This window comes from Lactobacillus sp. UMNPBX16 (assembly GCF_002553775.1).
GTDB classification, from domain to species: domain Bacteria; phylum Bacillota; class Bacilli; order Lactobacillales; family Lactobacillaceae; genus Lactobacillus; species Lactobacillus crispatus.
In genome coordinates this window covers 1-25977 of the sequence record NZ_PCYU01000019.1, presented here as the reverse complement: position 1 = coordinate 25977, position 25977 = coordinate 1, and the positions used below count along the sequence as shown (strand labels likewise).

Genomic DNA, 25977 nt, shown 5'->3' with positions numbered 1-25977 from the left:
GTCATAAGGATTGTAAATTTTCAGCAATTTAATTATAAAATGAAAAGTGAAATAATTGAATTTGGAAGTGTTAAAAGATGAAAAAGAAACTATTATTGTCTTCCGCATTAATTGCTGGAGCTGGCTTGTTTGCGGCAAGCGAGTACTTTTTCAAGATGGCGATGACACCGTTTAATAAAAAAGCTGACTCCAAAGAATTATCAGGCAAGGATCCACTTTATCGTGATAAGGTTTGGTTTAGAGATTTTTCTAAGAAAAAATGGACTTTAAAAACTGATAGCGGCATAACTTTGTTCGCCCAGTACCTTGATCAACATGCCAAAAAAACCGCAATTTTATTACATGGCTTTATGAGTGATGGAGATAGTATGGCTGGTTTTGCCAAAATGTTTTATGATTTTGGTTATAATGTTCTCGTTCCAGACGCACGTGCCCAAGGGCGCAGCGAAGGTAAGTATATCGGCTATGGCTGGGTTGAAAAAGATGATATTTTGCGTTGGATCTATCAAGTAATTGATCAAACTGGTACAAATGCCAAAATTGTAATTATGGGTCAAAGCATGGGTGGTGCAACGGCAATGATGGTAAGCGGTATGCTTTTGCCACCACAAGTGAAAGCTTTTATTGAAGATTGTGGTTATTCAACCGTGAAAGGTGAAATTAACTATCAAGCTCAAAATTTATTTCATATGAAGGCTTTTCCACGGTTTCCAATAGTTGATTTGGTTAGTGGAATTAATAGAGTGAAAAATGGCTTTTATTTAAAAGATGCTTCTGCGGTTGCTCAGTTAAATAAAAATACGCGACCATTTTTATTTATTCATGGCGGCAAGGATCACTTTGTGCCAACTAAGATGGTCTGGCAAAATTATGCGGCAACAGCTGCTCCAAAGCAAATTTGGCTTGCGTCACTTGCAGGGCATGCTTTGTCTTATCCAATGTATCCAAAGCAATATCGACAACAAGTAGAAAGATTTTTGCAAAAATATGTGGGTTAGTTCTTGTAAACGGTTTCACAACTAGATATAATGAATAGTGTGGAAGAGGTAGAAATAAAAGTTAACAACTATAAAAAAATATAAGTAAGTTTTTATCTCCAGAATTGTATTATTATTGGAAACTTGAAAGATTCTCTATACGTAGAGGTGTCAGCCATAAATAGCTTAATTAAAAATTATTTGATTAATTATCATTGGCTGTTCGCAAAAACTCCAATTTATTAAAAGTTACATTTTATGTAAAGACCCGAACAAGTGAATGTTAATATTGGTTGCGATAATGCCATTGTTTAAATACATACCAAACAACTAAAAATCGTGACTATCAATTGATGAGCTACCTCATCCACTTGAAACTGCGGCTACTAAGGGACAGGATTGTCCAGTAGCCGCTTTTTTATATACAAAAACAACCTAGCCCAAGACTAGGTTGTTGGATTTATCTATCTTTTCTGAGCACCAACTTAGCAATTGCCTCACAGCGTGGGGTTTGTGGTAACATGTCTACATTTTGGATGACCCGAACATCATATGCCTCGCTAAGTAAAACTAAGTCTTGAGCTAAGGTTGAGGGATTACATGAGATGTAGACAAAAGTTTCAGGTTTAACCCGCAAGAGGGTTTTGATCAAGCTTTTAGCTAAGCCCGTTCTTGGTGGGTCTACGATTAAAGCATTGATTGCAACACCACTATTTTGTAATTCTGGCAAAATCTTTTCAACACTGCCTTGAATATAATCAGCATTTTTGATGTGGTTAAGCTCGACATTATGTTGTGCGTCTTTGACTGCCTCTGGAATGGTTTCGATTCCAACAACTTGCTTAACGCGGTCAGCTGCCAAAATACCTAAGGTACCAACACCACTATAGGCATCAATCAAGGTTTGATCGGGGGTTAGGTCTAAGTATTTCAATGCTTCTGAGTAAAGATTGATGGTTTGAACTGGGTTCAATTGGAAGAAGGCACGTGGTGATAAGGCGAATTTTTTACCTAAGATTTCTTCGGTGATTTGATTCTTGCCCAAAAGCTTTTCGGTTTTATTTCCCCAAACTTGTGGATTCTGCCATTCGGTTTCATTCTGATAGACAGAAACTACATGATCAAGTTTCATAATTTCTTTAGCAAGAGGGATTAAGTTCTTAATCTTGTGGCCGATCGTGATCAAGGTTACCTGGATTTCCTTAGTTGCTTCTGATTGACGGACAACTACGGTCTTAATGCCAGGTAAATGACGACGATAGTTGGCAACAGGAACATGCAATTTTTCAATTAAAACCTTGATTTTACGTTCCGTTTTTTGTGTATCTTCACTTTGAGTTGGCATCTTTGGTAAGTCAATCAAGCGGTGAGAATTTGGAGCAAAAAGTCCAAGCTTAAGTTGACCATGATCTTTTTCAATTTGATATTGAGCCTTGTTGCGATAATGCCATGGGTCAGGAGCAGCGATAGTATTTTTAACTTTATACTTATTGTAATTACGAGGATGGTACTTGCGTAATGATTCAAGCATATTGTTCTTTTTGAATTCAAGTTGTTTGTCGTAAGACAAGTGTACTAATTCTAAGCCACCAATCTCGGGATCAACACCTTCAGGGAAGTCTACGCGATCTGGACTTTTTTCTTTAATTCTAACCAGTTCGCCTTGGATGTAGTGTGGATATGATTTAACAATCTTGGCAACTACTACTTCGTCTGGCAAGGCACCAGGAATGAAGATAATCTTTTTCTTGTAGTAACCAATTCCTTCACCATTAATTCCTAAACTTTTAATAGTGATGATGACGTCTTTTTCATGTTTTGGTTTATTATGGGTAAATTTTCTGTTCATCGTTAATTCTTTCTACTAAAAACTAAATTGTGTTCAATTAATTGTACTACCTGGAAAAAGTTCTTAGCAAGCTTTAGCAAAATTTGCTAGCATGGATGTAGAAAAATATGCGAGGTGAAACAAGTTGATCATAACCAAAGTAAGTGCACAAAAACGACCAGGTCGCTATAATGTTTTTATTGATGGAAAATATGCTTTTTCTGCCGGAGAGAAAACGTTGGCAGAATTTGTGCTGCTTAAGGGTAAAGAATTAAATGATGAGCAGGTTGAAAAGATTAGGCAATTTGATGCTGATGCTAAGGCTAGTGATTTAGCGGCTCATTTTTTGAGTTACGAGCCTCGGACCATCTTTGAGGTGCTGCAATATTTAAAAAAACACGAAATCTCTGATGAAGCAGCCAATAGTGCTGTTAGTCAATTGAATGAATTAGGCTATCTTGATGATCGTCAATATGCCAAGCTGTTTATCAAAAATGATTTGCGTGTTGGCTCTGATGGCCCTAAAAGTTTATTACGAAAGTTGACGCAAAAAGGCGTTGATCCTGAAATTAGTCAGGATAAGTTAGATGAAATTGATGAAGAAGATTGGCTCGAAGTGGGCCAACGCGTGATTAAGTCGATGAGCCATCAAGTTGGCAAGATTTCACAGCGTGAATTAGAGCGTAAGATGCGTACTAAATTATTAACGCATGGCTTTGATAGCGGGATTAGTAACGTTATTATTGATGCAATGGATCTTAAAGAAGATGGGAATGCACAAACAGAAGCTTTGAAGAAACAAGGAATTAAGGCTTACAAACGTTTTAGAAATCTTCCAGAAATTGAACGCAATTTTAAAATAAAAAAATATTTGTTTAGTCACGGTTTTTCATCAGGTGAGATTGATGCCTTTTTAAACGGTGAAATAATTGATTTAGACGAATTAGTAGAATATTAGGAGAAAAAATGAAGAAAAATATTGAATCAAGATTATTTATTGGTCGTCCATTTCCAGCTGGTTTGATGAATGCTCAAAAGAGCTTTATGGAAGCTAATCAGCAAATGGAAAATGATGAAACTTTTCAAAAATTTTTAGCTGATCATAATTTAGAAAATAAGCGTTCTGTCCTAGTGGTATCAGGTGAGGACAGCTTTATGTATTGGTATGGCGTTTTAGCAGATGTAGCAAAAGATGAAGTGCCAACGGGTTTAATGAAGTTTGAATTACCAGCTGCAGAGGTAGCGGAGGAAGTAGAAGAGAATCAAACTTTAGTCTTTTTCAACTTACCGTTGACTAGTACCGTGCCAAATTTTGCCAAAAAAGTAGTTGCTAGCGGAATTGAAGTACATGAAAATTTGGGTGACAGTGACACGCCATATATTACTTGGGATCTTGACATGGATACAAAAAAACTGGCCCAAGTAATGTACTTGAAGGCCAGCAAGTAATTAATGCTGCTCAGGGTCGATTGACAGGTTATCGTATTCAACATAAGCGCCAAGACAAGTTGAAACAAACATGATTAACAAAACAAAGCCGATGGAGCTACCTACGATTTGATCAAGTGTTAAAAGAGCACGTATTATGTAGGTAGCAGCAAAGCAAAGAACAAAGTCTAAGATAATATTAGCTGCTAAAAGCCAGTAGCGTCGTCTGATACTGAAGAAACGTAAAAGCTGCTTCAGTAAGCCATCGTTGGTTTGAACAGCTAATAAATCAACAGGCCGTTGAATAGTAGCCTTGACAGCAAACATAATGATTGCGCCAACTAATGAGCCGATTAATGTGCGATAAAGTTCAGCTGAATGTAAAACTAATGCATTATAGCCGATTCCAATAATAGCTAAGCTACAGATATAGGGAATTAGCAAAAGAAATGTAAAAACGAGTAAGACATGACTTTTTTTCATGACGAACCTCCTAGTCTTATGTGCTATTTTAACATAATTGTTATTGGCTCTATGCTATAATAGCTATATTTAGATAACTTTTTTAAGAAAGAGAGTACGAAAATGAATAGTGATCCTGGAGCGGGAACTCTGTTTGGTCGCTTAAAAAATAGATTATCCGGCGATAAAAAAGTGGGGACTAAAGATCATTTAGAAAAAGAAATTGTTACTTTACATGAAAGTCATAAAATTGATGATACAGAATTTTCAATGCTAGAAGGTATTTTGGACTTTCAGGGTAAGACAGCCCGTGAAGTAATGGTACCTAGAACGGATGCTTTCATGGTTGATCGAGAAGTCAGTTTTCAAGACAATCTAGATGAAATCCTTCGTGAGCCATATTCTAGAATTCCCGTTTATCAACGTGATAAGGATAAGATTGTAGGGATTATTCATATCAGAACGGTTTTACGAAAGGCTAAACAAAAGGGTTTTGATAATCTTGACTATAAAGATGTCATGACTGAGCCGCTGTTTGCACCAGAAACTGCCGAGCTGGGCGATTTGTTGATGGAAATGCAGCAAACGCAACGACAATTAGCAATTTTGACAGATGAATATGGCGGTGTAACTGGTTTAGCTACAATTGAAGATTTGGTTGAAGAGATTGTGGGCGATATTGATGATGAAGTTGATCACACTGAGATTCTTTTTAATCAAATAGCTCCAAATAAGTACATTATTTACGGTAAGATGCCATTAGATGATTTTAATGAGCAATTTGGTACTAATCTTCAAATGGAAGATGTTGATACGATAGCAGGCTATGTGATCAATACTTTAAAAGTGATTCCAGCTAAGGAAGAAAAGTTAACAGTTGATATTGGTGATGGGATGACTTTGACCACTAGAAGGATGAAGGGGTCACGCTTGTTGACGGTATTATTAACGATTGATGAATCAAAAAAGGAAGAAGATAGCGAGGACTAATGGACAAAGAGTTAGCAGATAAAGTAAAAAAGAGAAGAACATTTGCAATTATTTCTCACCCCGATGCAGGTAAGACAACGATTACTGAACAAATGCTTTTGTTTGGTGGGGTAATTCGTAAAGCAGGTACGGTTAAGGCACGTAAAACTGGCAATTTTGCTACTAGTGACTGGATGGAAATCGAAAAGAAGCGTGGGATTTCTGTTACTAGTTCGGTTATGCAGTTTGAATATCAAGGCAAACGTATCAATATTTTGGATACGCCAGGACACCAGGACTTCTCAGAAGATACTTACCGTACATTAATGGCCGTTGACTCAGCTGTCATGGTAATTGACTCTGCTAAAGGTATCGAGCCACAGACAAAGAAGTTGTTTAAGGTTGTTAAGCAACGTGGTATTCCAATTTTCACGTTTATGAACAAGCTTGATCGTGATGGACGTCCACCATTAGATTTAATTGCGGAATTGGAAGATTTGCTTGGTATCGAGGGTGTAGCAATGGACTGGCCAATTGGTTCAGGTCAAACTTTAAAGGGTCTATATGACATCGCTAATAATCGTGTTGAGCTTTACCGCAAAAATGATCAAGATCGCTTTTTACCATTAGATCAAGATGGTAAGTTGCCTGATAGTGAGCCACTTAGTCAAGATCCTCAATTCCAGGATACTCTGGATGAAATTGATTTGATTAAAGAAGCTGGGAACAAGTTTGACCGCGAGAAGATTGCTATGGGTGATCAAACTCCTGTCTTCTTTGGCTCAGCTTTGACCAATTTTGGGGTTGAGACATTCTTGAACAGCTTTGTTGATTTGGCTCCAGCACCAGAGAGTCACACAGTCAATGGGGATGAGGAGCTAAGTCCAGAAAATCCAGAATTTTCAGGCTTTGTCTTCAAGATTCAGGCTAATATGAATCCTCATCACCGTGACCGAATCGCCTTTGTTAGAGTCGGTTCTGGTGAATTCAAGAAAGGCTTGGATGTAACTTTAGCTAGAACTGATAAGCCAATTCGTTTAAATAATGCGACTGAATTCATGTCAAGCGAGCGAGTACAAGTTTCTGATGCGGTAGCTGGCGATATAGTTGGCTTATACGATACTGGTAATTTTCAAATTGGTGACAGTATTTATGCTGGTAAGCGCAAGATTGTTTATCCACCATTACCAGAATTTACACCTGAATTATTTATGCGAGTAACTGCTAAGAATGTGATGAAGCAAAAATCATTCCATAAGGGTATGAACCAGCTAGTCCAAGAAGGTGCAATTCAGCTTTACCGCAATTATCAAACGGATGAGTATATTCTTGGTGCTGTTGGTCAATTGCAGTTTGAAGTGTTCCAATTCAGAATGAAGAATGAATATAATTCTGAAGTTGAAATGAACAGTATTGGTCATCGTGTTGCGCGCTGGATTGATCCGGAACAGCTTGACCCACGCATGTCTAATACTCGTAACTTATTAGTTAAGGACCGTTATGGTAATCCATTATTCTTATTTGAAAATGAATTTGCGGAACGTTTCTTCCATGACAAGTATCCAGATGTTGAATTAACAGAAAAACTTTAGGCAAAATAAAAGCTATGGGAATTAATGCGGCACTAAAAAAAGCACGTCAATCGCGGGGACTGACACAAGAACAATTTGTAGCAGGAATTTTATCACCAGCTCATTATTCTAAAATTGAGCGTGGCTTGCATGACATATCAGCTAAGGACTTAATGGCAATTTTGCAGAAAAATAAAATTTCATTTGCTGAATTCTTTAAGCAAAATATGATCTCACAAGCTGACGATGAAAACAGTTTAGGTGATCAATTACAGATTGCTTATTATAATCAAGATCTTAACCAAGTTAGAAAATTGGTAACAAAAATTCAACAACTGCCGCATCATGATCTTCTAAAAATCAAAGCTAAGTTGATTTTTACCTTACTTGAAGGAAAACGTAAATTTGATGTCAAAGATAAAAATATAATATTGCAGCGTTTATTTGCAGGCGATAATTGGCTTCAAGATGAATTTAGTTTAGATTTGTTAGCAAATTTTGGTGCTTCTATCTTTACTCATGATGATTTTACTTTTTTCTTTCAAAAAATTTTCACTACTTATAATGATAAAATGTCTGAGCAGACAGAAAAAATGCAAACAACAATTGCCACTATTTGTGTGAATTATTTATATACTTGTGCTGAAAATAAATTTGTAAAAGATAATAAAGAGCCTATTTATTTACTTGGGCAATTAAGTCAAACGCCATCTTTAGTCTTATATAAAATCATTGGTCATTTTTATCAATGCTATTTTGCTGGAGATACAGAGCAGGTATTAGCTATTAAGAAATTGATCAAGGCAAGTAATTTAGAAAATATTCTGTCTATTCTTCCAGAATAATTTGCATATATGCAGATTGAAGATCATTTTTGCAGAAAGCTATTTTTATCGTGAACTAAAGCAGATAATGAATCCAACTTAATTGAAAGGGAGATTCATTTATGAAAAAGTTTATTGACCTCAAATGGTTTTCGCTCAGTATTATTCTGTCATGTTTAAGCGGATTATCTTTGCCTTTTAGCACATGGTCATACTCCGAAATTTTTGCGTTAATTACAGGTAAAAGTATTCCAAATACGGTGAGAATGATTATCGTAATTACAGTATTGCAAATCTTACTTGTAATTGTAGAATACTTAAATAATCGAGTAATTAATCGTAATGTAGCACTATTTAATCAAGAAGTTCGTGAGTATCTGATGCAGACGGATTTTGTAAAAACAGGAGAAAAAGAAATTTCTAATCGAATTTCTTTCATTAATAATGATCTTAACCTGATTGAAGAAAAGTACTTTAGACAGTTATTTTCACTAGTATCTACTGTGGTTAAAATTGTTGGTATCGTTACTGTTGCGCTGATAAATAGTGTAGTCCTGACATTAGTCTTTGTTGCTTTTGCCAGTCTTTCAAGCCTTATTCCTAGTTTGTTTAGCAAGAAAACAGCCAAGCAGTCATCCAATTGGAGTAAATCAACAGGTAGTTATGTAACGTTTATGTCGGATTTACTCAAAAATATCAATACGGTTTTAAATTACAATGTATTATCTCTATTTGTAAAGAAGGGTAGTAAAGTAATTAAAAATTCTGTTGAGAATAAACGTGAACGTGACGATACAATTGCTAAAAGTGATTTTTACGTTGATTTATTAGCTTACTCACTAGACTTCTTACCAATTGGAATCGGCATTATTATGGTAATTCAAGGACACATTGCTTTGGCTTCTTTTGTGGCCGTGCAATACTCTAGTGCTTGGATTGTAAATAGTTTCTTTAGTATTAATAGTATTCGTAATCAGATTGCTGCTACTAAACCAATGACCGCTAAGTTGTTATCTTTCAAGCCTTTAACGACTAAGCAAGATGAAGCTCCAGTCAAATTTAAGCAATTAAATATGGACAATGTAACTTTCGGCTATCAAGCTGATAGTCCAGTGCTTAATAATGTGAGTTTATGTGTTAATAAAGGAGATAAAATTCTGTTAACTGGAAAGTCTGGTGAAGGTAAATCTACTTTACTTAAGGTGTTAATGGGTAAATTATCTCCGCAGAAGGGAAGAGTTTTGGTTAATGATCAGGCTGTTGAAACGCAAATTTTTAGTGAAGTTCAACAATCTTCGCAAATTTTTAATGAGACTTTACGCTTTAATTTAACTCTTGGTAAACAATTTGATCAAAAGCAAATCGTGGCTGCGGCTCAACAAGCAGGATTAACTAATTACCTTCAAAAACATGGCTTAGATACCGTAATTGAAGAAAATGGGCATAATCTTTCAGGTGGGGAAAGAAAGAGAATTGAATTAGCGCGTGCTTTTCTCTTCCAAAGAGAAATTTTAGTAGTTGATGAAGGAACTGCTTCACTTGATCCGCAAACTGCTGAGCAAATTCATAATGTCTTTTTGAATTCACCATTAACAGTAATTGAAATTGACCACCATATTTCATCAACGACGATGAAGAAATTTACGCATCATTTTGACTTAGAAAATGGAAAATTGGTAAATATTTTTTAACGTAAATTGCAATAATAAATTGAACATTTAGGTTATCCTTCTGCACGTTTATTTTATACAATTAAAATTTTTGTTGGAATATCTAATAGAGAGTTAGTAGGATTAATTCCAGGAACTTCAAATGTGGGTCATTATGTAAGTAATAGTTTAGAGTTTGAGAAATATAGAATTTACATAGTAAAAGAACGTGAAATAGCACTAAGTACTTATAGTTCTATTCATAATTCACTGCAAGTACTTGAAAGTGGGCATGTTTTAGGATGTTATAATTATATTAGTACTTTATTTGATTGTAGTTTTGTTTTTAAAGACTATGATGATTATAATACTGTTACATTTACAAATATTTCAAAATTAGCTAATATTTATGATAAATTTGGGTTCGTAATAGATAAATTTAAGCATCGCTCTAGTGGTAGATACTATGGGATGCTTTCAAATTGGAATTTAAATCGTAATAACTATAAGTTTAATGAAATTTCTAATTTTGATATAGCTAGAATTTCAAAATTAACAGATGAAAATGTTCAAAGTGTAATTCCTATTTCTTATACGAATCATAAAGATTCAAAGAATTATTTAACCGATGAATTTATTCAAAAGGAATATCCATTTTTGCATCCCACTTTCGAATCTGTAATTACAGTTTTAGCATTAAACTTAAGTGTATGTAATACTCACAATTTGGAAATTTACCTTGAAAAAATAGGTGCTCTTGCACAGACTATATGTATGAATAATTCTAGTAATCATGTTGTAAATAGACCGGTTAAGCAAGTTATACCAAAAAATTGGGAAAAGATAGACAAATTTAAACGTAATAAAAATTTATTACCATTTTATGCAGTAATAACTACCGTAGTGTAAGATTTCTTAATTAGATTTTAGTAATACTCAAATCGGTAATAACGGACCGCAAGTAACTGTTATATCAAGTACTGCAATCCACTTTGCTTGAAATAGAAACTTTATTCAGTACGACTTCAGGCTATAATTACTGGAAAATAATCGAGTACTGTCCTCACTGCAATTTAGTGCGGCAAACAGAAGAAGAGAATCTTGTTAACTGGCTATTAGATTTAAAGGGCTTTGGTACAAGATATGCACGAAATACTGCTGCTAAGCTAAAGAAATGTTAGAGGCTTACCCTGTGGCTGCCAGTTATAGCGTAGAAATCTTGCAGGTAAATATTATGTAACAAGATTGATCAAGCTCAGTCAAAAAAGAGAAAGCTTGGAAAGCATACCTGTTTTTGCCCAAAACATGGCAGTCAGAGTCCTGGCTGAACTAGGCGATGTACGCGGATTTTCTAATCTAAATAAGATCAGTGTCTTTATTGGGATCGATCGTGAGCGGTATCAATCTGGAGAGATGAACTCTAAGTTTAAGCATTACTAAACATGGCAATACAATCGCGTGTAAGATACTTTACCGGCTAATTGGACAAATAAATCAAGCAATCATGCCAATGAACTGATTAAAAAGAGCTTCATCTACTTTACCAACCTTTTGGAAGATGAAGGCTTAATCAATGAAGGTGCTGTCTTTATCGATGGTACGAAAATCGAAGCTGATGCCAACCGCTATACTTTTGTTTGGCGCAAAGCGGTTGAAAAGTATCATGAAAAGCTGAAAGGTCAAGCAGTTGAGCTTTACGATGAATTGATTACTAAAGAAAAAGAAGTAGTCAAAAAAATGGAAAAAGAAAAGGTTCAAACTAGTCAAGGCTTGGAGAAATTGGCTCGAGAAACTGAAGCAGAAATTAACCAGCTGACTGAAGAATTTCTGCTAGGCGTAACAGCTACTCTAAGACCGATCATGACGCTACCTTTATGCATATGAAGGAAGACCACATGAAAAACGGTCAGTTGAAGCCAGGCTACAATATTCAAGCAGCGACTACTGATCAATATGTAGTAGATTATGCCATTTTTCCTAACCCAACAGATTTTAAAACCTTAGAGCCAGTTTTCGGGCATTTGAAGAACGTATTTGGCATGCGCAGAACGCATCTGCGAGGCAAAAAGAGGTCGAAACCGATATTGGCCTTTATGATGGTTTTGAACAAATATGGGCAAAGAAGATGGATGAAGGACCATCTTTTATTGTTAAAAATTTAAAGAGACCGAAAAAACGATCAAGATTCTTGAAAAAGAAAATCTTGATCGTTTTCATTCATCTGGAAGTTATTTTTTCCAGACACTTTTGATACAACAATATTTGGATTACTTGTCAACGTGAATTTCGATTACATGACGACTCTTGTCTACAGTCAAAGTGTATGAAGAATCATAGTTTTTAATTAAACGCTTGATTACAAATTCAATTTCATCTTCACGAACACGGCGGTCATGGTTTTCAAGTGCGATACCGATAGCATCTTTACTTTCAGTATAGATAACTGAAGTATTACCAAGAGAATAAACTTTAACAAAGTTAGCATCGGTAGTATTGAGCTGACTGTGAACCAAATTAGAGTAGTTGTTGGTTACATCAATTAAATGCATGGAATTCACCTGTTTCTGTTAGCTTTACTTGTTCTAATTTAGTATACCTCAAATTGAGGAGTATATTTTTATTTTTAAGAAAAAAGATTTCTAATATTGCTTCGAAATCTTTTGGTATAACTTGGACTTTGTCTTTTATTAAATCCTATTCATTATTTGCTTCATCACTGATTACAATTTTACCATCAACAACATCGGCTTTTAAATTCTTAGCCTGTGCATGATCAAGTTTGAAATCAGCCACATTATCTTCAATCTCTTCTTGGATGGTACGACGAAGAGGACGAGCACCTAAGGCAGGATTAAAGCCATCTTCAACTAATTTATCTTTTGCAGCAGCAGTTACATCAATGTGTAGGCCTTGATCCTTAACCATATTGTTGGTATTTTGCAACATTAAGTCAACAATCTTAAGCAAGTCCGGCTTAGTCAATTCATTAAATTCGATTACATCATCAAGACGGTTCAAGAATTCTGGCTTAAAGAATTGGCTCATATTATTTCTAGCAGATTCATTAGCTTCATCTTCGTTTTCTGCTGTAAAGCCAACGCTAGCGTTCTTAATGCCTTGTCCTGCATTAGAAGTCATAATAATGATGGTATCCTTGAATGAAACTGTTCTACCTTGTGAGTCAGTTAAACGACCATCGTCAAGAATTTGCAAGAAGAGGTTCAAAACATCTGGGTGAGCTTTTTCAATTTCATCAAGCAAGATCAAACTATATGGGTTGTGTCTAACTTGTTCAGTTAATTGACCAGCTTCTTCGTAGCCTACGTAACCTGGAGCAGAACCAATTAATTTGGAAACTGAGTATTGTTCCATGTATTCAGACATATCGAAACGAATCATTGCATCTTCTGAGCCAAACATTTGCTTAGCCAGTTGCTTAGCTAACTCAGTTTTACCGACACCAGTTGGACCAACGAAGAGGAATGAACCAATTGGACGGCCTGACTTGTTGAAACCGATTCGGTTACGACGAATGGCACGAGCTACTTTTTCAACAGCCTTGTCTTGGCCGATAACGTGAGCCTTTAAATCAGCAGCTAGATTTTGCAGTTGGTTTTCTTCTTGCTTTTGAATATCACCAACAGGAATGCCTGTTTTTTCTTCTACGATCTTGTCCATGATCTTATCAGTAATAACAGGGGACTTGTCAGGATCTACCTTTTGATCTTTAACCTTTTCATATTTTTCAATTTGATCACGGTAGTAGGCTGCTTTTTCGTAATCTTCGTTTTTTAAGGCTTCTTCCTTCAATTGCTCTGCGGCATTAATTCTTTCTTGCATTTTATCCTTATCAATATAAGGAATGGTTAAGTTCATTCTAGAACCTGCTTCATCAAGAAGGTCAATAGCCTTGTCTGGTAAAAATCTATCTTGAATATAACGTGCTGAAAGTTTTGCGGCAGCTTCAATGGCTTTATCAGTGTAGTGAACATGGTGATAGTCTTCGTAGCGTTTTTGAATACCTTTTAAGATGCGAATTGTTTCGTCAATTGAAGGTTCTTTAACTTCAACTGGTTGAAAACGTCTAGCTAAAGCAGAGTCTTTTTCAATATCGCGGTATTCTTTGATGGTAGTAGCACCAACTAATTGCAATTCGCCACGAGCCAAAGCTGGCTTAATAATGTTACCGGCATCCATGCCACCTTCAGCATTACCGGCACCAACGATTTCGTGAATTTCATCAATAAAAAGAATGATATCGTCGTTTTGTTGTAATTCTTTAATTAATTGTTCCATTCTTTGTTCAAATTGACCACGAATACCGGTACCTTGAACAAGTGAAACAACATTTAATGAAATAATTCGTTTGTTCTGCAATTTTGCTGGTACTGATCCATCTACGATTTCTTGAGCTAAGCCTTCGACAACGGCAGTCTTACCAACACCTGCTTCACCGATTAAAACAGGGTTGTTCTTAGTTCTTCTATTTAAAATTTCGATAACCCGAGCAATCTCTTTATCACGACCGATTACTGGGTCAATTTTGCCTTTTTTAGCAAGGGCAGTTAAGTCTGTTCCGTATTGGTCAAGTAGGCTTCTGCCGTTTTGACCACCATTACCAGCGCCTCCCCCCATTTGCATTCTAGGGTCGTTATTTCTCATTTCATTATTATTGTTTGCGGCATTGTTGTTATTTCCGTTTAATGCGTTGAATAAATCATCAAAGTCGCCAAAAAATTCATTATTATTCATTTTTCCTTGATTTCCTTGTTGATTTTTTAATTCTTGATAACAGTGTTGACATAAATCTATTTCGCGGCTTTGGCCATTAACCTTAGTGAAAAGGTGAATAGAAGCGGGCCGCTCATGACAATTTTGGCAAAGCAAAATATAGTACCGCCTTTCTTTTCAACTGTACCAAAATTATATTATTAGCACTCTTGGTAGTCAAGTGCTAAGACTCAAACACTTATTTTTTGTAAGAAATGCTTTTGTTACCGCAAACAAAATATTAATATTTTTGAAAATTGAATATAAATAGTAGAATTAATAGTGGAAAAATTATAAAATTTTAAAAGAGTGGTGATATTTTTGGATTATCAGAAAATTCTAGATCAATTAGTCTCAGGTGAGATAAAAGAGTATAAAGTTGAGCCAAAAGATGCGTTTGATCTTCAAAAGACTATTAGAAATTATGGAAAAAGACAATATATTACCGGTAGGGCAGAAAGAGGCGGCGCGATTGTGTATACCGCTACGAATACCGATGAATAAATAATGTAAACTGTTACATTGCAGTTGTCTAATCTGTAAAAACATGATAATCTAATACTCGAATGGGTATTTATTACCAGTTTAATTTTTCAATTTAAAGGAGATATTTATAATGGAAAAACGCGATTTTCATATCATTGCAGAAACAGGTATTCATGCACGTCCAGCTACTCTTTTAGTACAAGCTGCTTCAAAGTTTGGCTCAGATGTTAACTTGGAATACAACGGTAAGTCAGTAAACTTGAAGTCAATCATGGGTGTTATGTCACTTGGTGTTGGTCAAAATGCTGATGTTACTATCACTGCTGAAGGTGATGACGAAAAGGACGCATTGGACGCAATTGCCGACACTATGAAAAAAGAAGGTTTAGCTGAATAATGACCAAGACTTTAAAAGGAATTGCTGCAAGTGATGGTATCGCTATTGCTCCAGCATATCTTCTTGTGGAGCCTGATCTTTCATTCTCTAAATCTTCAATTGCTGATGTTGAAGCTGAAGTAGCTCGTTACAACGATGCAATTAAGACTTCAACTGCTGAAGTTGAAAAGATTCATGATATTGCTAAAGAAAGCTTGGGCGATGAAGAAGCTCAAGTTTTTGAAGCACACTTAATGATTTTAAATGACCCAGAATTTACTGGTGCCATTGAGAATGAAATTAAGGATTCAAAGATCAACGCAGAAGCTGCTCTTGATGAGACTGCTAAGAAGTTTATTGCTATTTTTGAAGGGATGACAGATAATCCTTACATGCAAGAACGTGCTGCTGACGTACGTGATGTTTCAAAGCGTATTATGGCTCACCTTCTTGGTAAGGAATTACCAAATCCTGCTTCAATCGATCATGAAGTAATTGTTGTAGCTCACGACTTAACTCCAAGTGACACTGCTCAACTTAACAAAAAGTATGTTAAGGGTTTTGTTACTGATATTGGTGGTCGTACAGCACACTCAGCAATTATGGCTCGTTCACTTGAATTGCCAGCTGTTGTTGGTACTGACTCAATTACTAAGGATGTTAAGAACGGCGATATGTTAATTGCTGATGGTCTTGACGGGGATGCAATTATTGATCCAAGTGACGCTCAAGTAGCTGATTACAAGCAAAAGAGTGAAGCATTCCTTAAGCAAAAGGCAGAATGGGCTAAGCTTAAGAATGAACCATCAGTTACTGCAGATGGCAAGAAATTTATCATTGCTGCTAACATTGGTACACCTAATGATATGCCAGGTGTAAAGGATAATGGTGCGGAAGCCATTGGTTTGTACAGAACAGAGTTCTTGTACATGGACTCTAGTGACTTTCCAACTGAAGAAGCTCAATTTGATGCCTACAAGGAAGTTATTGAAGGTATGAATGGTAAACAAACCATTATCAGAACCTGTGATATCGGTGGTGACAAGCACCTTGATTACTGGGATCTTCCAGAAGAAATGAACCCATTCTTAGGTGTTCGTGCTATCCGTCTTTCTATGCAATACAAGGATATCTTTAGAACTCAATTAAGAGCTTTACTTCGTGCATCTGCATACGGTCCATTAGGAATTATGTTCCCAATGATCGGTACTTTAGCAGAATTACGTGAAGCTAAGCAAATTTTAGCTGAAGAAAAAGATAAGCTCGCTAAAGAAGGCGTTAAGATTGGTGATGACTTGCAAGTCGGTATGATGATTGAAGTACCTGCTGCAGCCGTTTTAGCTGATCAATTTGCAAAGGAAGTTGACTTCTTCTCAATTGGTACTAATGACTTAATTCAATATACTATGGCTGCTGACCGTGGTAATGATAATGTGTCATACTTGTACCAACCATATAACCCATCAGTACTTCGTTTGATTAAGCACACTATTGATGGTGCTCATGAAAACGGTATTTGGTGTGGTATGTGTGGTGAAGCTGCTGGTGATAACACTATGTTCCCAATCTTACTTTCAATGGGACTTGATGAATACTCAATGAGTGCAACTTCAATTTTGCGTATCAGAAGCTTAATGAAGAAATTGAACACTGCTGACATTAAGGAATTAGCTAACGAAGCTTGTTATGTATCAGAAACTGCTGAAGACAACGAAAAATTAGTTAATAATTTAATGAAAAAATTGAACAAGTAGTTTTAATTTGCAAAAAGAGACTGTGATGTCTCTTTTTTTATTTTTAATAATTTTAAACAAAACGAACGAAATCTTCACAAATAATTCACGTTTTATCTTTAGTATTAAGTATATAGCAGAGGTAAACGATAAATTAAGCACTTACGAAAAAGAAGCTTATATGGTATACTAGCTATGAGTAAAGAAACGTATACAAATATTTGTTCTGAGGAGCGTGATTTTTATGGTAGATTTATATGTCTCTCCTAGTTGTACTTCATGTCGCAAGGCAAGAGCGTGGCTTGAAAAACATAATATTCCATTCAAGGAAAGAAACATTTTTTCTGAACCATTGACTAAAAAAGAATTATTAAAGATCTTGCGGATGACTGAAAATGGTACTGAGGAAATCATTTCTACCCGCTCAAGAGCTTTTCAACAATTGCGAATCAATTTAGACGATTTATCAATTGATCAGTTACTTGATTTAGTAGAAAAGAATCCTAGCTTGTTAAGAAGACCAATCATTATGGATGATCGTCGACTTCAAGTTGGTTACAATGAAGATGAAATTCGTCGATTCTTGCCACGAAAAGTTCGTCGGTTGGAATTGGCTGAAGCACAAAAGATTGCAGATTTATAAAATGATTGAAAAGTGTTAGTTAAGGCTTTTGTTGAGACTAACACTTTTATTTTAAACGAAAAATACGCTACAATAGATATATTAATTCATGGAGGTGAGATCCTGTGCAGGTAGATCATATTGATAAGAATACTATCAGAGTTCGAATTGATAAAGCTGAATTGGCTCGTCGTGGGATGGGAATGCTTGATTTATTAGGTAATAGACAAAAGATTCAAGACTTCTTCTATAAAATTCTTGATGAGGTCGATGAAGACCATGAATTTGCCAATGGTGATCCAGTATCATTTCAAGTAATGCCTAATAATGGGGGATTAGATTTGATGATCACCAAAGTTAAGCCGGACGATGCACAGAATTTAAGGAAACTAATGGGTGATAGCTTTCCTAAGGATGAGCAATCATCAACGAATTCGGATGATTCAAAAAGTTTCTTTGATTTAGATGAGGAGAGTACGAATTCAAATTCGGCTCCTCAAGGACTAGCTACTCACAACTTTTTTAACCAAGATGATAAAAACAATGAGCCAACTGATTGGAGATCGCGCAAGACTCAGGCTTACTATTTTGATGATTTAGGTAGTCTAATTGAATTAGCTGATAACCTTAAGGCAAATGATTTAGCTTCTAGCTTGTATTACTTGCATGGACAATATTTCTTAAATTTGGCATTTCTTGATGAAGAATATGAGGAGCTTAAACCAGCAGATGCGTGGACAATAGCCAACGAATTTGGTTTTAAGGTCGATAGTGATAAGATGCGTGTAGTTGAAGAAACAGGCAAATGCTTATTGATGCAAAATGCTTTAGGCCAGATTCGACATTACTTTTTAAAAGCAGCTAATTATTAAGATTCTTTAAAGAAAAAGAGACGGGACAAAATTCCGTCTCTTTTTTACGTAATAAAACATGGGTGAGAAAAATGTATGCAGCCATGTTAAATAAGAAATTAGTCCTTGCAGTTGACGAAGCATGTTTAGTTAATGCAAGGCAAAAGAAATTGAATCGTGATAATTATCACTGTCCACATTGCAATAAAAAAGTAATTTTGGTTATGTCGGAGCAAAAAGCAGCCTTTTTTAAGCATCTTGTGAAGTACAGTAACTTAATGGGTGAAAAAGAGGAGCATCACCAATCGAAAATGCTGTTGAAGTCAGCTTTGACGGCAGCTGGTTTTCCGGCAGAAGTTGAGATTCCATTAGCTGAAGGACAATTGCGTGCAGATGTCTTAGCAACTGCTAAGTTAGCGTTTGAAGTTCAATGTGCGCCGTTGAGTCAACAAGAATTTAACCATCGGCATCAGCTTTATCAAAAAATTGGTGTAAAAGATATTTGGATTGTGGGACAGCGACACTATTTGAAACGGCGATTGAAACGCACACAGTTGATTTTCTTTCGACAAAATAAAGCTTGGGGGAATTACTATTTAGAAATTAATCCACAGAGAAATCGTTTTTGCTTAAAATATAATGTTTTAGAAGAACCGGTAGCTAATAAATTGGTTTATCAAAGTAAATCATTTATCCTTGATGAATTGGGGATAAAAGATTTTTGGCGCTTTAAGCCATTCAAAAAAGAATATTCTTTGAACATTGCAACTCAAAGAAAATATTTACGCCAGCAAATTATGCAAAAAACAAAGTTAGGATTGAAAATAGGAGAGATGCTTTATGAACGCAAATTAACTCTTGATGATTTACCTGATAAAGTTTTTGCTACTTGGCGTAACCCAGGTGAAAGAGATCGGGTTAGTGATTTTTTGCAAAAATAAAACGCCTTTAGATAAGGCGTAAATGATGCTCCGCAGGTAAATAGTCTGAAAAACACTTTTGACAATCTGGAAGCATTAGATTAACTAAATCCTGTTGATTGATTGGTCCCTCTAGCAATACTCCATTTTGCTCGTTGTCTTCGTTAAAGATAACGGTGGTAGGAGTAGCTTTAATATTCCATTGGTTGGCTAGTTTTTGATCTTCTTCAATAGAAGTACGCAGGTAATCAGTTTGTTTGATTGCCTGAATATCCGCATCCTTGATATGTAATTTGTTTGCGATCCGCTTAAGCAGCTCAGGTGTATAAGCTGAAGCATCTTTGCTCAAGTTTTTTTGTAATTCATACAGGTATTGACGGGCTTTTTTGTTGCCATAGGCCAGCCTAATCGCGTGGTAATTTTCTAATGCTTCATAAGTTGCTCTAGAAAAATTACTAATATCAGGCAACTTCTGGTCATCTTTGCGTCGGCGAATCGCATCATCATTGATTAAACAAACATTTGCAATTGGAATATAGTGATAACAAACGTCGACCCCTAATTCATCAACGGTTTTACGAATCTGTTTTTCAGTGTTATAACAATAAATCCCTATTGGATTGATGAATAGAAAAATCTCAAACATAATCTCGACCTCTTTGGTGATTTACTATTAGTTACTTTAGCAAGAAAAAAAATAAGTGACAAAAAATATGCCTTATTTTCTATATACTATTTTTGGTGAGCGCTTGCACGAGCTATTTTGCTTTGATTAGTGTTAGCAGCTGTTTGTTCAAAGTCATATTCTTGTTCAAGTTTAGTTAATACTGTTTGAATTAAAGCAGGATTAGTATTTTCGATTTCTAATTCAAAATCTTGATAGTTATCTGGATAAGACGTAGCATCTAGAGTTAATTCACAGTTTTGTGGCCCGTTCATCAAAATTCTGCGGGTTTTGCTCCAGGTGAAAAGACGTAGCTTTTTTTGGTCATTGGCAAAATGATTATCTAGATATGCGCCAATATTACCAGTGAATTTAAAATGCTTTTTTGCTACTAATTTTTTAGCTTGAGCGTGAGTTAATTCATCATTAATTTCAATTACTTCATGGAAATTCTTTTGTACAGGATTAGGATCCGGTACCTTCATTGTTTGCTCTGCGTGAGTAGCATAGATTCGAATACGCAAGCTAATTTGATGATTTTTTAATAAATCATCTGCTGTATCAAAATAATAATTTTCTTGGGTAAAGTCACTTTTGATTGGAAAAGCGGCAGTGATCTGATCATAAACGCTTTTATTTAAAAGAATTTTTGCTTCAATTTCTCGATTTTTACTCATCTGTTTTTCCTCCGAACTGTTTAACTTAATTATATGGTAAAATGAGTTTGTTTGCTTAAGAAAGGAATGTTTTCTCATGGAATTAGATTGGGATAACTTCTTGTGGCCTTATAACGAAGCTGTTCGCGAGTTAAAGGTTAAATTTCGTTCCCTTAGACAAGGCTTTTTAACTAAGGGAGAACATTCACCTATTGAATTTGTAATTGGCCGGGTAAAGACAGTTGATTCTATCAAGGAAAAAATGAAACGGCGAGTAATTAGTCCTGATGTCATTGAGACTGATATGCAAGATATTGCAGGGATTAGGATTGTTACTCAATTTGTAGACGATATTTATAAGGTAGTAGATTTGATTCATGCTCGAGATGATATGGAAGTTGTTGAGGAGCGTGATTATATTCAAAATGCTAAGCCGAGTGGATATCGGTCATACCACATGGTGATTAACTATACGGTTTACTTACCAGAAGGTCCGAAAAAATTAATTGCGGAAGTTCAGATTAGAACTATGGCAATGAACTTTTGGGCTACTGTCGAGCATACTTTAAATTACAAATATCAAGGTGTCTATCCTGATGACATTTCAGCTAGATTAAAATCAACGGCTGAAGCCGCTTATAGACTAGACGAAGAAATGTCGTCAATTAAGGATGAGGTCCAAGAAGCTCAGAAAATTTTTACCAAAAATAAGGGCAAAGAAAAATTATGAAAGTAACAATAGCGCATAATAACTATGATGAAACGTTAAAGACAGTTGCGCAGCTTAAGAAGCTGCTTCAGGAAAAAGGTTTTATCTTTGATGCTAGATATCCTGATGTAGTGATCACTGTTGGCGGTGATGGCACCCTCATCAATGCCTTCCACCGCTATGAAAATCAAGTAGATTCTGTGCGCTTTATTGGGATTCATACTGGCCACTTAGGCTTTTATACTGATTGGCGTAACTATGATATTGAAAAAATGGTTGATGCTTTAGCAGTAACCAAGGGTGAACCAGCGAAGTATCCTTTACTAGAAATAAAGATGCTTACTGAATCAGGTGAAACTCATTACCATTTAGCCGTCAATGAATCAGCGGTTAAAAGAGTTTCACATACATTAGAGGCCGATGTGTACATTAATGATCAATTATTTGAAAACTTTCGAGGCGATGGTCTTTGCGTTTCAACACCAACAGGTTCGACTGCTTATGGCAAATCACTAGGTGGTGCAGTAATTCATCCCCGGCTAAAAGCGTTGCAAATGACTGAAATTGCCTCAATTAATAATCGAGTTTTTAGAACTTTGTCATCACCAATTGTGATTGCGCCTGATCAATGGATTTCGATTGTTCCTAATGCAGATCATTTTGTGATGACAGTTGATGGAGCAAGAATTGATGTACGTAATGCTAAGAAGATTGAATATCGAATTTCGCGGCATTCGATTCAGTTTGATCAATTTGGCCACCATCATTTTTGGTCACGCGTACAAAATGCGTTTATTGGAGATAATGAAAAAAATGACTAGTTTATTTAAACTAATTGTGCAAGAAAGAGACCCCAAAAAGCTGGGTCCTTTTTTGTTAAAAAATGGTTTTTCGCATCAAGCGTTAAACAATGCTAAACACCATCATGGCATGATTTTAGTAAATCATAAAAGAAGATATACTAGCTTTAATTTGCGTGCTGGGGATGAAGTGATTTTTATCAGTGGTGAAGAAAAGAAAAATGATTTTTTAAAGCCATCGAATAATCCAGTATCAATTGTGTTGGAGAATAAAAATTATCTTGTAGTTAACAAACCTGCAGGTGTGTTGTCAATTCCCTCACGCTATGAAGATGATGATGCGGTGGTCAATCGATTGTTGGGTTATTTTGCCCAAAAAGGACAGAAAAACTTGAAGCCGCATGTTATTACTAGATTAGATCGAGATACATCTGGTTTAGTATTGGTGGGGAAAAATGCAATTGCCCATGCTCGTTTTAGTAAAATTGGCAAGGAGAAATTTGTCAAAAAATATCATGCAATTGTACATGGCAATTTTGCTCCGAATGAGTTAACTGGTTTAATTGATCAACCGATTGGCAAAAAGGGTAGTGGAGTTAAACGTGCGGTAGTGGCAGATGGAAAGGACGCTCAAACCGCGTATCGAGTCCTAGATCAGGTTACAGGTGCTAGCTTGGTAGAGTTACGCTTGCTTACCGGTAGAACCCATCAGATCCGTGTTCACATGGCTTATCTGGGACACCCCTTATATGGTGATCCTTTATATGGAATTCAAGATGGGTTTTCACGCCAAGCCTTAAATTGCTTTTATTTAAATTTTCCGGATCCATTTAGCCAGCAAAAATGTAAAACACTTGAGTTGAATGATCCAAAAGATATGCAAGAACTGTGGCAGAAACTAATTAATAAAGAATTCTAAAGTTATTAGCTAAAACTTCTAAAAAACTAGCATCTAGTAACCGCTTTCTTTATAATTAAAGTGTAATGTTAAAAACTATACTTATACAGAAAAGAGGATATCTTTATGTACTATTCCAATGGTAATTATGAGGCTTTTGCGGATGCCAAAAAGCCCGCAGGCGTAGATAAAAAATCTGCTTATATTATTGGTAGTGGTTTAGCCGGTCTTTCTGCAGCTGTCTTTTTAGTTCGTGATGCACAAATGAAGGGTGAAAATATTCATATCTTAGAAGAGCTACCCGTAGCTGGTGGTTCACTTGATGGTGCTAAGCGTCCTAATGCAGGTTTCGTGGTTCGGGGCGGCCGCGAAATGGAGAACCACTTTGAATGTTTGTGGGATATGTACAGATCGATTCCAAGTTTGGAAATCCCTGGCGCATCATACTTAGATGAATATTATTGGCTTGATAAAGAAGATCCTAACTCATCCAATTGCCGTCTAATTTATAATCGCGGTGATCGCTTACCAAGTGATGGTCAATATGGTCTAGGTAAGTGCGCTAATGAAATCGTGAAGTTAATCATGACACCGGAAAAGGAACTCCAAGGTGAAACAATTGAAGAATTCTTCAGTGATGACTTCTTTAAGACTAATTTCTGGACATACTGGGCAACAATGTTTGCCTTTGAAAAATGGCACTCAGCAGCCGAAATGCGGCGTTATGCAATGCGCTTTATTCACCATATTGATGGTTTGCCTGACTTTACCGCATTGAAGTTTAACAAGTATAACCAATATGAGTCCATGGTTAAGCCACTTTTGGCATATTTAAAAGATCACGGTGTTCAATTTGAATATGATTGTCACGTTGATAACGTGGTTGTTGATCATGAGGGCAAGCAAAAGGTTGCCAAGAAGATCGTGATGACCAAGAATGGTGAGCAAAGTGATATTGATTTAACCCCAGATGATATTGTCTTTGTGACTAACGGTTCAATCACTGAAAGTTCTACTTATGGTGATCAAAATACCCCAGCACCAATTACTCACGACAAGGGCTCTTCATGGAAATTATGGGAAAATTTGGCTAAACAAGATCCTGACTTTGGTCATCCAGATGTCTTCTGTGAAAACTTGCCAGAGCGTAGTTGGTTCGTATCAGCTACAGCTACCTTGGAAAATAAGAAAATAGCTCCATACTTTGAACGCTTGACTAAGCGCAGCCTTTACGATGGTAAAGTTAATACTGGTGGAATTATCACTGTTGTTGACTCTAATTGGGAACTTAGCTTTACTATTCACCGTCAACCTCACTTTAAGAGCCAGAATCCAGATCAAATCGTTGTTTGGATTTATGCTTTGTATTCTGATACTGAGGGTAATTACATCAAGAAGAGAGTCGTTGACTGTACTGGTAAAGAAATTGCCGAGGAAATGCTCTATCACTTAGGCGTACCAGAGAGTCAAATCAGCGAATTGGCTAGTGAAGAAAATATGAATACCGTACCAGTTTACATGCCATATATCACTAGTTACTTTATGCCTCGTCATGATGGGGACCGTCCAGATGTTGTTCCAGAAGGATCAGTTAATATTGCCTTTATTGGCAATTTTGCCGAATCACCAACTAGAGACACTGTCTTTACCACCGAATATTCTGTCAGAACTGCCATGGAAGCTGTTTATACATTGCTTAACGTTGACCGTGGTGTACCTGAAGTATTTGACTCAATTTATGATATTCGTCAATTGCTTCGTGCGATGTACTACATGTCTGACAAGAAGAAATTAGTTGATCAAGAGATGCCATTACCTGAGAAGTTAGCTCTCAAAACAGGGATGAAGAAAATCAAGAGAACTTGGGTCGAAGAACTGTTAGAAGAAGCTAACTTAGTTTAAATATGCTAGGCATAATAAAAAAGCTTGAGTAAATTCAAGCTTTTTTTGTACGCTTTTTGATTGCTCTCAGACTAAGCAAAATAGCTACTGCAATTAAAGCGATGACAACGAATGAGATTACAACTTTAATCAATCGTGGTCCGTCTAAGTGCAAGATTGAATCGCCACCATAAGCATATAAGTAAGCGAAGGGGATGACACCGATAATGATTGGTATTAGCTGTTTTTTACGTTGCCCCTTATTAATCATAATGTTGACATAGCTAACTGTCGCACTCGGAATAAATGGAATCATATATCCAATAATTAATCCAAGCATTGGTGATTTTAATCCAGTCAATAACTTATAAACTTTACTGTTAGACATCTTTTTCATGTCATAGAGTTTTTGCAAAAGTTCCATTAAAATTATTTGGCCTAAAATGTCACTGATCCAATTAACAATAAATCCCCAGGCAGGGCCATAAAGGATTCCGTTGAGAACACAAAAGATTCCGTTGGATAAGCCAGGAATTGCTACACAGGTCGCATTAAGTAAAAATAAAAAGGCTAAGTCTTCAATACCATGGCTACGGACCATGTTAACGAGTACTTCTTCATTATGGTGATCAAAATGAAGTAATAAATTCAATTCAGGACGGTAATTTAAATAGAGTTTATACAGAAGTAGTAACCCTAATATCCCGCCAAGAATGAAAAGTAATATTCGAATTATTTTTCTTTTCACTTTGTCACCTTCTCGTATTATATAAATTAAATCTGTGTTGATTGTCTTTTTAGTTTGTTTATTCGATCATCAGATGCTAGTCTCTAATTGTCATTGACCTTGGTCAATTGGTATAGGTTTTCACCTCCTGTAGCTTGACTACTTTGTAAGTCTGC

At 36.0% G+C, this 25977-nt stretch carries 26 protein-coding genes and 1 pseudogene; 20 read left to right on the top strand and 7 right to left on the bottom strand.

Translation table 11 applies throughout. From position 1 onward, the window contains the following. Positions 1 to 77 precede the first annotated feature (77 nt). The gene (locus CP367_RS04810; RefSeq protein ID WP_179210795.1) at positions 78 to 998 is read left to right on the top strand and encodes an alpha/beta hydrolase; all 921 of its coding nucleotides are present in this window, start codon (positions 78 to 80) and stop codon (positions 996 to 998) included. Positions 999 to 1437: 439 nt separating this feature from the next. Here the strand turns inward: CP367_RS04810 and rlmD are convergent, their stop codons facing one another. Further along, positions 1438 to 2826, bottom strand: a complete 1389-nt coding sequence (rlmD, locus tag CP367_RS04805; RefSeq protein ID WP_089145892.1) for a 23S rRNA (uracil(1939)-C(5))-methyltransferase RlmD — start codon at positions 2824 to 2826, stop codon at positions 1438 to 1440. Positions 2827 to 2950: 124 nt separating this feature from the next. Between rlmD and recX the strand changes: the two genes are divergently transcribed. After that, complete coding sequence (gene recX, locus CP367_RS04800; protein ID WP_065990305.1) at positions 2951 to 3763, top strand: recombination regulator RecX; 813 nt, start codon at positions 2951 to 2953, stop codon at positions 3761 to 3763. A gap of 8 nt (positions 3764 to 3771) precedes the next feature. Next, positions 3772 to 4254: a hypothetical protein gene (locus CP367_RS04795; protein WP_005722693.1), complete on the top strand. Its 483-nt coding sequence runs from the start codon at positions 3772 to 3774 to the stop codon at positions 4252 to 4254. Here the strand turns inward: CP367_RS04795 and CP367_RS04790 are convergent, their stop codons facing one another. After that, the gene (locus CP367_RS04790; RefSeq protein ID WP_005718600.1) at positions 4255 to 4716 is read right to left on the bottom strand and encodes a hypothetical protein; all 462 of its coding nucleotides are present in this window, start codon (positions 4714 to 4716) and stop codon (positions 4255 to 4257) included. A gap of 102 nt (positions 4717 to 4818) precedes the next feature. On the opposite strand from CP367_RS04790, the gene CP367_RS04785 reads away from it, so the two are divergent. The 7 genes and pseudogenes from CP367_RS04785 to CP367_RS04755 form a co-directional block, all read left to right on the top strand. Next, positions 4819 to 5685 carry a hemolysin family protein gene (locus tag CP367_RS04785; RefSeq protein WP_005726242.1) on the top strand — a complete coding sequence of 289 codons (867 nt, stop codon included), beginning with the start codon at positions 4819 to 4821 and terminating at the stop codon, positions 5683 to 5685. Further along, positions 5685 to 7256, top strand: coding sequence for a peptide chain release factor 3 (locus tag CP367_RS04780; protein WP_089145893.1), 1572 nt, complete (start codon positions 5685 to 5687; stop codon positions 7254 to 7256). The genes CP367_RS04785 and CP367_RS04780 overlap by 1 nt, the downstream gene beginning before the upstream one ends. A 14-nt stretch (positions 7257 to 7270) precedes the next feature. Next, on the top strand, positions 7271 to 8080 hold the full coding sequence (locus CP367_RS04775) for a helix-turn-helix domain-containing protein (RefSeq protein WP_013086029.1): 810 nt from the start codon (positions 7271 to 7273) through the stop codon (positions 8078 to 8080). Positions 8081 to 8181: 101 nt separating this feature from the next. Continuing rightward, on the top strand, positions 8182 to 9750 hold the full coding sequence (locus tag CP367_RS04770) for an ABC transporter ATP-binding protein (RefSeq protein WP_013086030.1): 1569 nt from the start codon (positions 8182 to 8184) through the stop codon (positions 9748 to 9750). Between the two features lie 123 nt (positions 9751 to 9873). Further along, the gene (locus CP367_RS04765) at positions 9874 to 10617 is read left to right on the top strand and encodes a hypothetical protein (RefSeq protein WP_013086031.1); all 744 of its coding nucleotides are present in this window, start codon (positions 9874 to 9876) and stop codon (positions 10615 to 10617) included. A 366-nt stretch (positions 10618 to 10983) separates the two neighbouring features. Further along, positions 10984 to 11148, top strand: coding sequence for a transposase (locus CP367_RS04760; RefSeq protein ID WP_089145894.1), 165 nt, complete (start codon positions 10984 to 10986; stop codon positions 11146 to 11148). 51 nt (positions 11149 to 11199) lie between these two features. Then, positions 11200 to 11717 (top strand): annotated as a pseudogene (locus tag CP367_RS04755) (IS5/IS1182 family transposase); the annotation flags it as partial. Between the two features lie 258 nt (positions 11718 to 11975). Here CP367_RS04755 and CP367_RS04750 read toward each other — a convergent pair. After that, positions 11976 to 12257: a DUF1827 family protein gene (locus CP367_RS04750; RefSeq protein WP_089145895.1), complete on the bottom strand. Its 282-nt coding sequence runs from the start codon at positions 12255 to 12257 to the stop codon at positions 11976 to 11978. A gap of 145 nt (positions 12258 to 12402) precedes the next feature. Further along, a complete protein-coding gene (locus CP367_RS04745) occupies positions 12403 to 14595 on the bottom strand; it encodes an ATP-dependent Clp protease ATP-binding subunit (protein ID WP_089145896.1) in 2193 nt (730 codons plus the stop codon). 204 nt (positions 14596 to 14799) lie between these two features. Between CP367_RS04745 and CP367_RS04740 the strand changes: the two genes are divergently transcribed. The 6 genes from CP367_RS04740 (at position 14800) to CP367_RS04715 (ending at position 19487) form a co-directional block, all read left to right on the top strand. Further along, positions 14800 to 14982, top strand: coding sequence for a hypothetical protein (locus CP367_RS04740; RefSeq protein WP_005721524.1), 183 nt, complete (start codon positions 14800 to 14802; stop codon positions 14980 to 14982). 112 nt (positions 14983 to 15094) lie between these two features. Beyond that, positions 15095 to 15361, top strand: coding sequence for a phosphocarrier protein HPr (locus tag CP367_RS04735; RefSeq protein ID WP_005718606.1), 267 nt, complete (start codon positions 15095 to 15097; stop codon positions 15359 to 15361). After that, positions 15361 to 17094 carry a phosphoenolpyruvate--protein phosphotransferase gene (gene ptsP, locus CP367_RS04730; protein WP_005718607.1) on the top strand — a complete coding sequence of 578 codons (1734 nt, stop codon included), beginning with the start codon at positions 15361 to 15363 and terminating at the stop codon, positions 17092 to 17094. The genes CP367_RS04735 and ptsP overlap by 1 nt, the downstream gene beginning before the upstream one ends. Positions 17095 to 17317: 223 nt before the next feature. Beyond that, on the top strand, positions 17318 to 17716 hold the full coding sequence (gene spxA / locus CP367_RS04725; RefSeq protein ID WP_005718608.1) for a transcriptional regulator SpxA: 399 nt from the start codon (positions 17318 to 17320) through the stop codon (positions 17714 to 17716). Between the two features lie 104 nt (positions 17717 to 17820). Further along, a complete protein-coding gene (locus CP367_RS04720; protein WP_089143531.1) occupies positions 17821 to 18567 on the top strand; it encodes an adaptor protein MecA in 747 nt (248 codons plus the stop codon). A 71-nt stretch (positions 18568 to 18638) separates the two neighbouring features. Next, positions 18639 to 19487 carry a competence protein CoiA gene (locus CP367_RS04715; RefSeq protein ID WP_089143530.1) on the top strand — a complete coding sequence of 283 codons (849 nt, stop codon included), beginning with the start codon at positions 18639 to 18641 and terminating at the stop codon, positions 19485 to 19487. Between the two features lie 7 nt (positions 19488 to 19494). Here CP367_RS04715 and CP367_RS04710 read toward each other — a convergent pair whose 3' ends face one another. Both CP367_RS04710 and CP367_RS04705 read right to left on the bottom strand, forming a co-directional pair. Further along, positions 19495 to 20112 carry a DsbA family protein gene (locus CP367_RS04710; RefSeq protein ID WP_061204538.1) on the bottom strand — a complete coding sequence of 206 codons (618 nt, stop codon included), beginning with the start codon at positions 20110 to 20112 and terminating at the stop codon, positions 19495 to 19497. A gap of 86 nt (positions 20113 to 20198) precedes the next feature. Continuing rightward, a complete protein-coding gene (locus CP367_RS04705; RefSeq protein WP_013086040.1) occupies positions 20199 to 20807 on the bottom strand; it encodes a CYTH domain-containing protein in 609 nt (202 codons plus the stop codon). Positions 20808 to 20883: 76 nt separating this feature from the next. Here CP367_RS04705 and CP367_RS04700 point away from each other — a divergent pair, with 76 nt between their 5' ends. The 4 genes from CP367_RS04700 to CP367_RS04685 all read left to right on the top strand — a co-directional run bounded on the left by CP367_RS04700 (position 20884) and on the right by CP367_RS04685 (position 25095). Further along, positions 20884 to 21516 carry a GTP pyrophosphokinase family protein gene (locus CP367_RS04700; protein WP_005718615.1) on the top strand — a complete coding sequence of 211 codons (633 nt, stop codon included), beginning with the start codon at positions 20884 to 20886 and terminating at the stop codon, positions 21514 to 21516. Beyond that, the gene (locus CP367_RS04695) at positions 21513 to 22316 is read left to right on the top strand and encodes an NAD kinase (protein ID WP_005718616.1); all 804 of its coding nucleotides are present in this window, start codon (positions 21513 to 21515) and stop codon (positions 22314 to 22316) included. The genes CP367_RS04700 and CP367_RS04695 overlap by 4 nt, the downstream gene beginning before the upstream one ends. After that, positions 22309 to 23214, top strand: a complete 906-nt coding sequence (locus tag CP367_RS04690) for an RluA family pseudouridine synthase (RefSeq protein ID WP_089145897.1) — start codon at positions 22309 to 22311, stop codon at positions 23212 to 23214. Before CP367_RS04695 ends, CP367_RS04690 begins: the two co-directional genes overlap by 8 nt. 105 nt (positions 23215 to 23319) lie before the next feature. Then, positions 23320 to 25095 carry an oleate hydratase gene (locus tag CP367_RS04685; RefSeq protein ID WP_005722702.1) on the top strand — a complete coding sequence of 592 codons (1776 nt, stop codon included), beginning with the start codon at positions 23320 to 23322 and terminating at the stop codon, positions 25093 to 25095. A gap of 34 nt (positions 25096 to 25129) precedes the next feature. Here the strand turns inward: CP367_RS04685 and CP367_RS04680 are convergent, their stop codons facing one another. After that, positions 25130 to 25822 (bottom strand): TVP38/TMEM64 family protein, encoded by a 693-nt coding sequence (locus tag CP367_RS04680; protein ID WP_089145898.1) that lies wholly within the window; start codon positions 25820 to 25822, stop codon positions 25130 to 25132. Between the last annotated feature and the right edge of the window lie 155 nt (positions 25823 to 25977).

Coding starts and splice junctions, on each gene's coding strand:
- CP367_RS04810 (WP_179210795.1), top strand. CDS start 78: ATGAAAAAGAAACTATTATTGTCTTCCGCATTAATTGCTGGAGCTGGC.
- rlmD (WP_089145892.1), bottom strand. CDS start 2,826: ATGAACAGAAAATTTACCCATAATAAACCAAAACATGAAAAAGACGTC.
- CP367_RS04795 (WP_005722693.1), top strand. CDS start 3,772: ATGAAGAAAAATATTGAATCAAGATTATTTATTGGTCGTCCATTTCCA.
- CP367_RS04790 (WP_005718600.1), bottom strand. CDS start 4,716: ATGAAAAAAAGTCATGTCTTACTCGTTTTTACATTTCTTTTGCTAATT.
- CP367_RS04785 (WP_005726242.1), top strand. CDS start 4,819: ATGAATAGTGATCCTGGAGCGGGAACTCTGTTTGGTCGCTTAAAAAAT.
- CP367_RS04780 (WP_089145893.1), top strand. CDS start 5,685: ATGGACAAAGAGTTAGCAGATAAAGTAAAAAAGAGAAGAACATTTGCA.
- CP367_RS04775 (WP_013086029.1), top strand. CDS start 7,271: ATGGGAATTAATGCGGCACTAAAAAAAGCACGTCAATCGCGGGGACTG.
- CP367_RS04770 (WP_013086030.1), top strand. CDS start 8,182: ATGAAAAAGTTTATTGACCTCAAATGGTTTTCGCTCAGTATTATTCTG.
- CP367_RS04750 (WP_089145895.1), bottom strand. CDS start 12,257: ATGCATTTAATTGATGTAACCAACAACTACTCTAATTTGGTTCACAGT.
- CP367_RS04735 (WP_005718606.1), top strand. CDS start 15,095: ATGGAAAAACGCGATTTTCATATCATTGCAGAAACAGGTATTCATGCA.
- ptsP (WP_005718607.1), top strand. CDS start 15,361: ATGACCAAGACTTTAAAAGGAATTGCTGCAAGTGATGGTATCGCTATT.
- spxA (WP_005718608.1), top strand. CDS start 17,318: ATGGTAGATTTATATGTCTCTCCTAGTTGTACTTCATGTCGCAAGGCA.
- CP367_RS04715 (WP_089143530.1), top strand. CDS start 18,639: ATGTATGCAGCCATGTTAAATAAGAAATTAGTCCTTGCAGTTGACGAA.
- CP367_RS04710 (WP_061204538.1), bottom strand. CDS start 20,112: ATGTTTGAGATTTTTCTATTCATCAATCCAATAGGGATTTATTGTTAT.
- CP367_RS04705 (WP_013086040.1), bottom strand. CDS start 20,807: ATGAGTAAAAATCGAGAAATTGAAGCAAAAATTCTTTTAAATAAAAGC.
- CP367_RS04700 (WP_005718615.1), top strand. CDS start 20,884: ATGGAATTAGATTGGGATAACTTCTTGTGGCCTTATAACGAAGCTGTT.
- CP367_RS04695 (WP_005718616.1), top strand. CDS start 21,513: ATGAAAGTAACAATAGCGCATAATAACTATGATGAAACGTTAAAGACA.
- CP367_RS04690 (WP_089145897.1), top strand. CDS start 22,309: ATGACTAGTTTATTTAAACTAATTGTGCAAGAAAGAGACCCCAAAAAG.
- CP367_RS04685 (WP_005722702.1), top strand. CDS start 23,320: ATGTACTATTCCAATGGTAATTATGAGGCTTTTGCGGATGCCAAAAAG.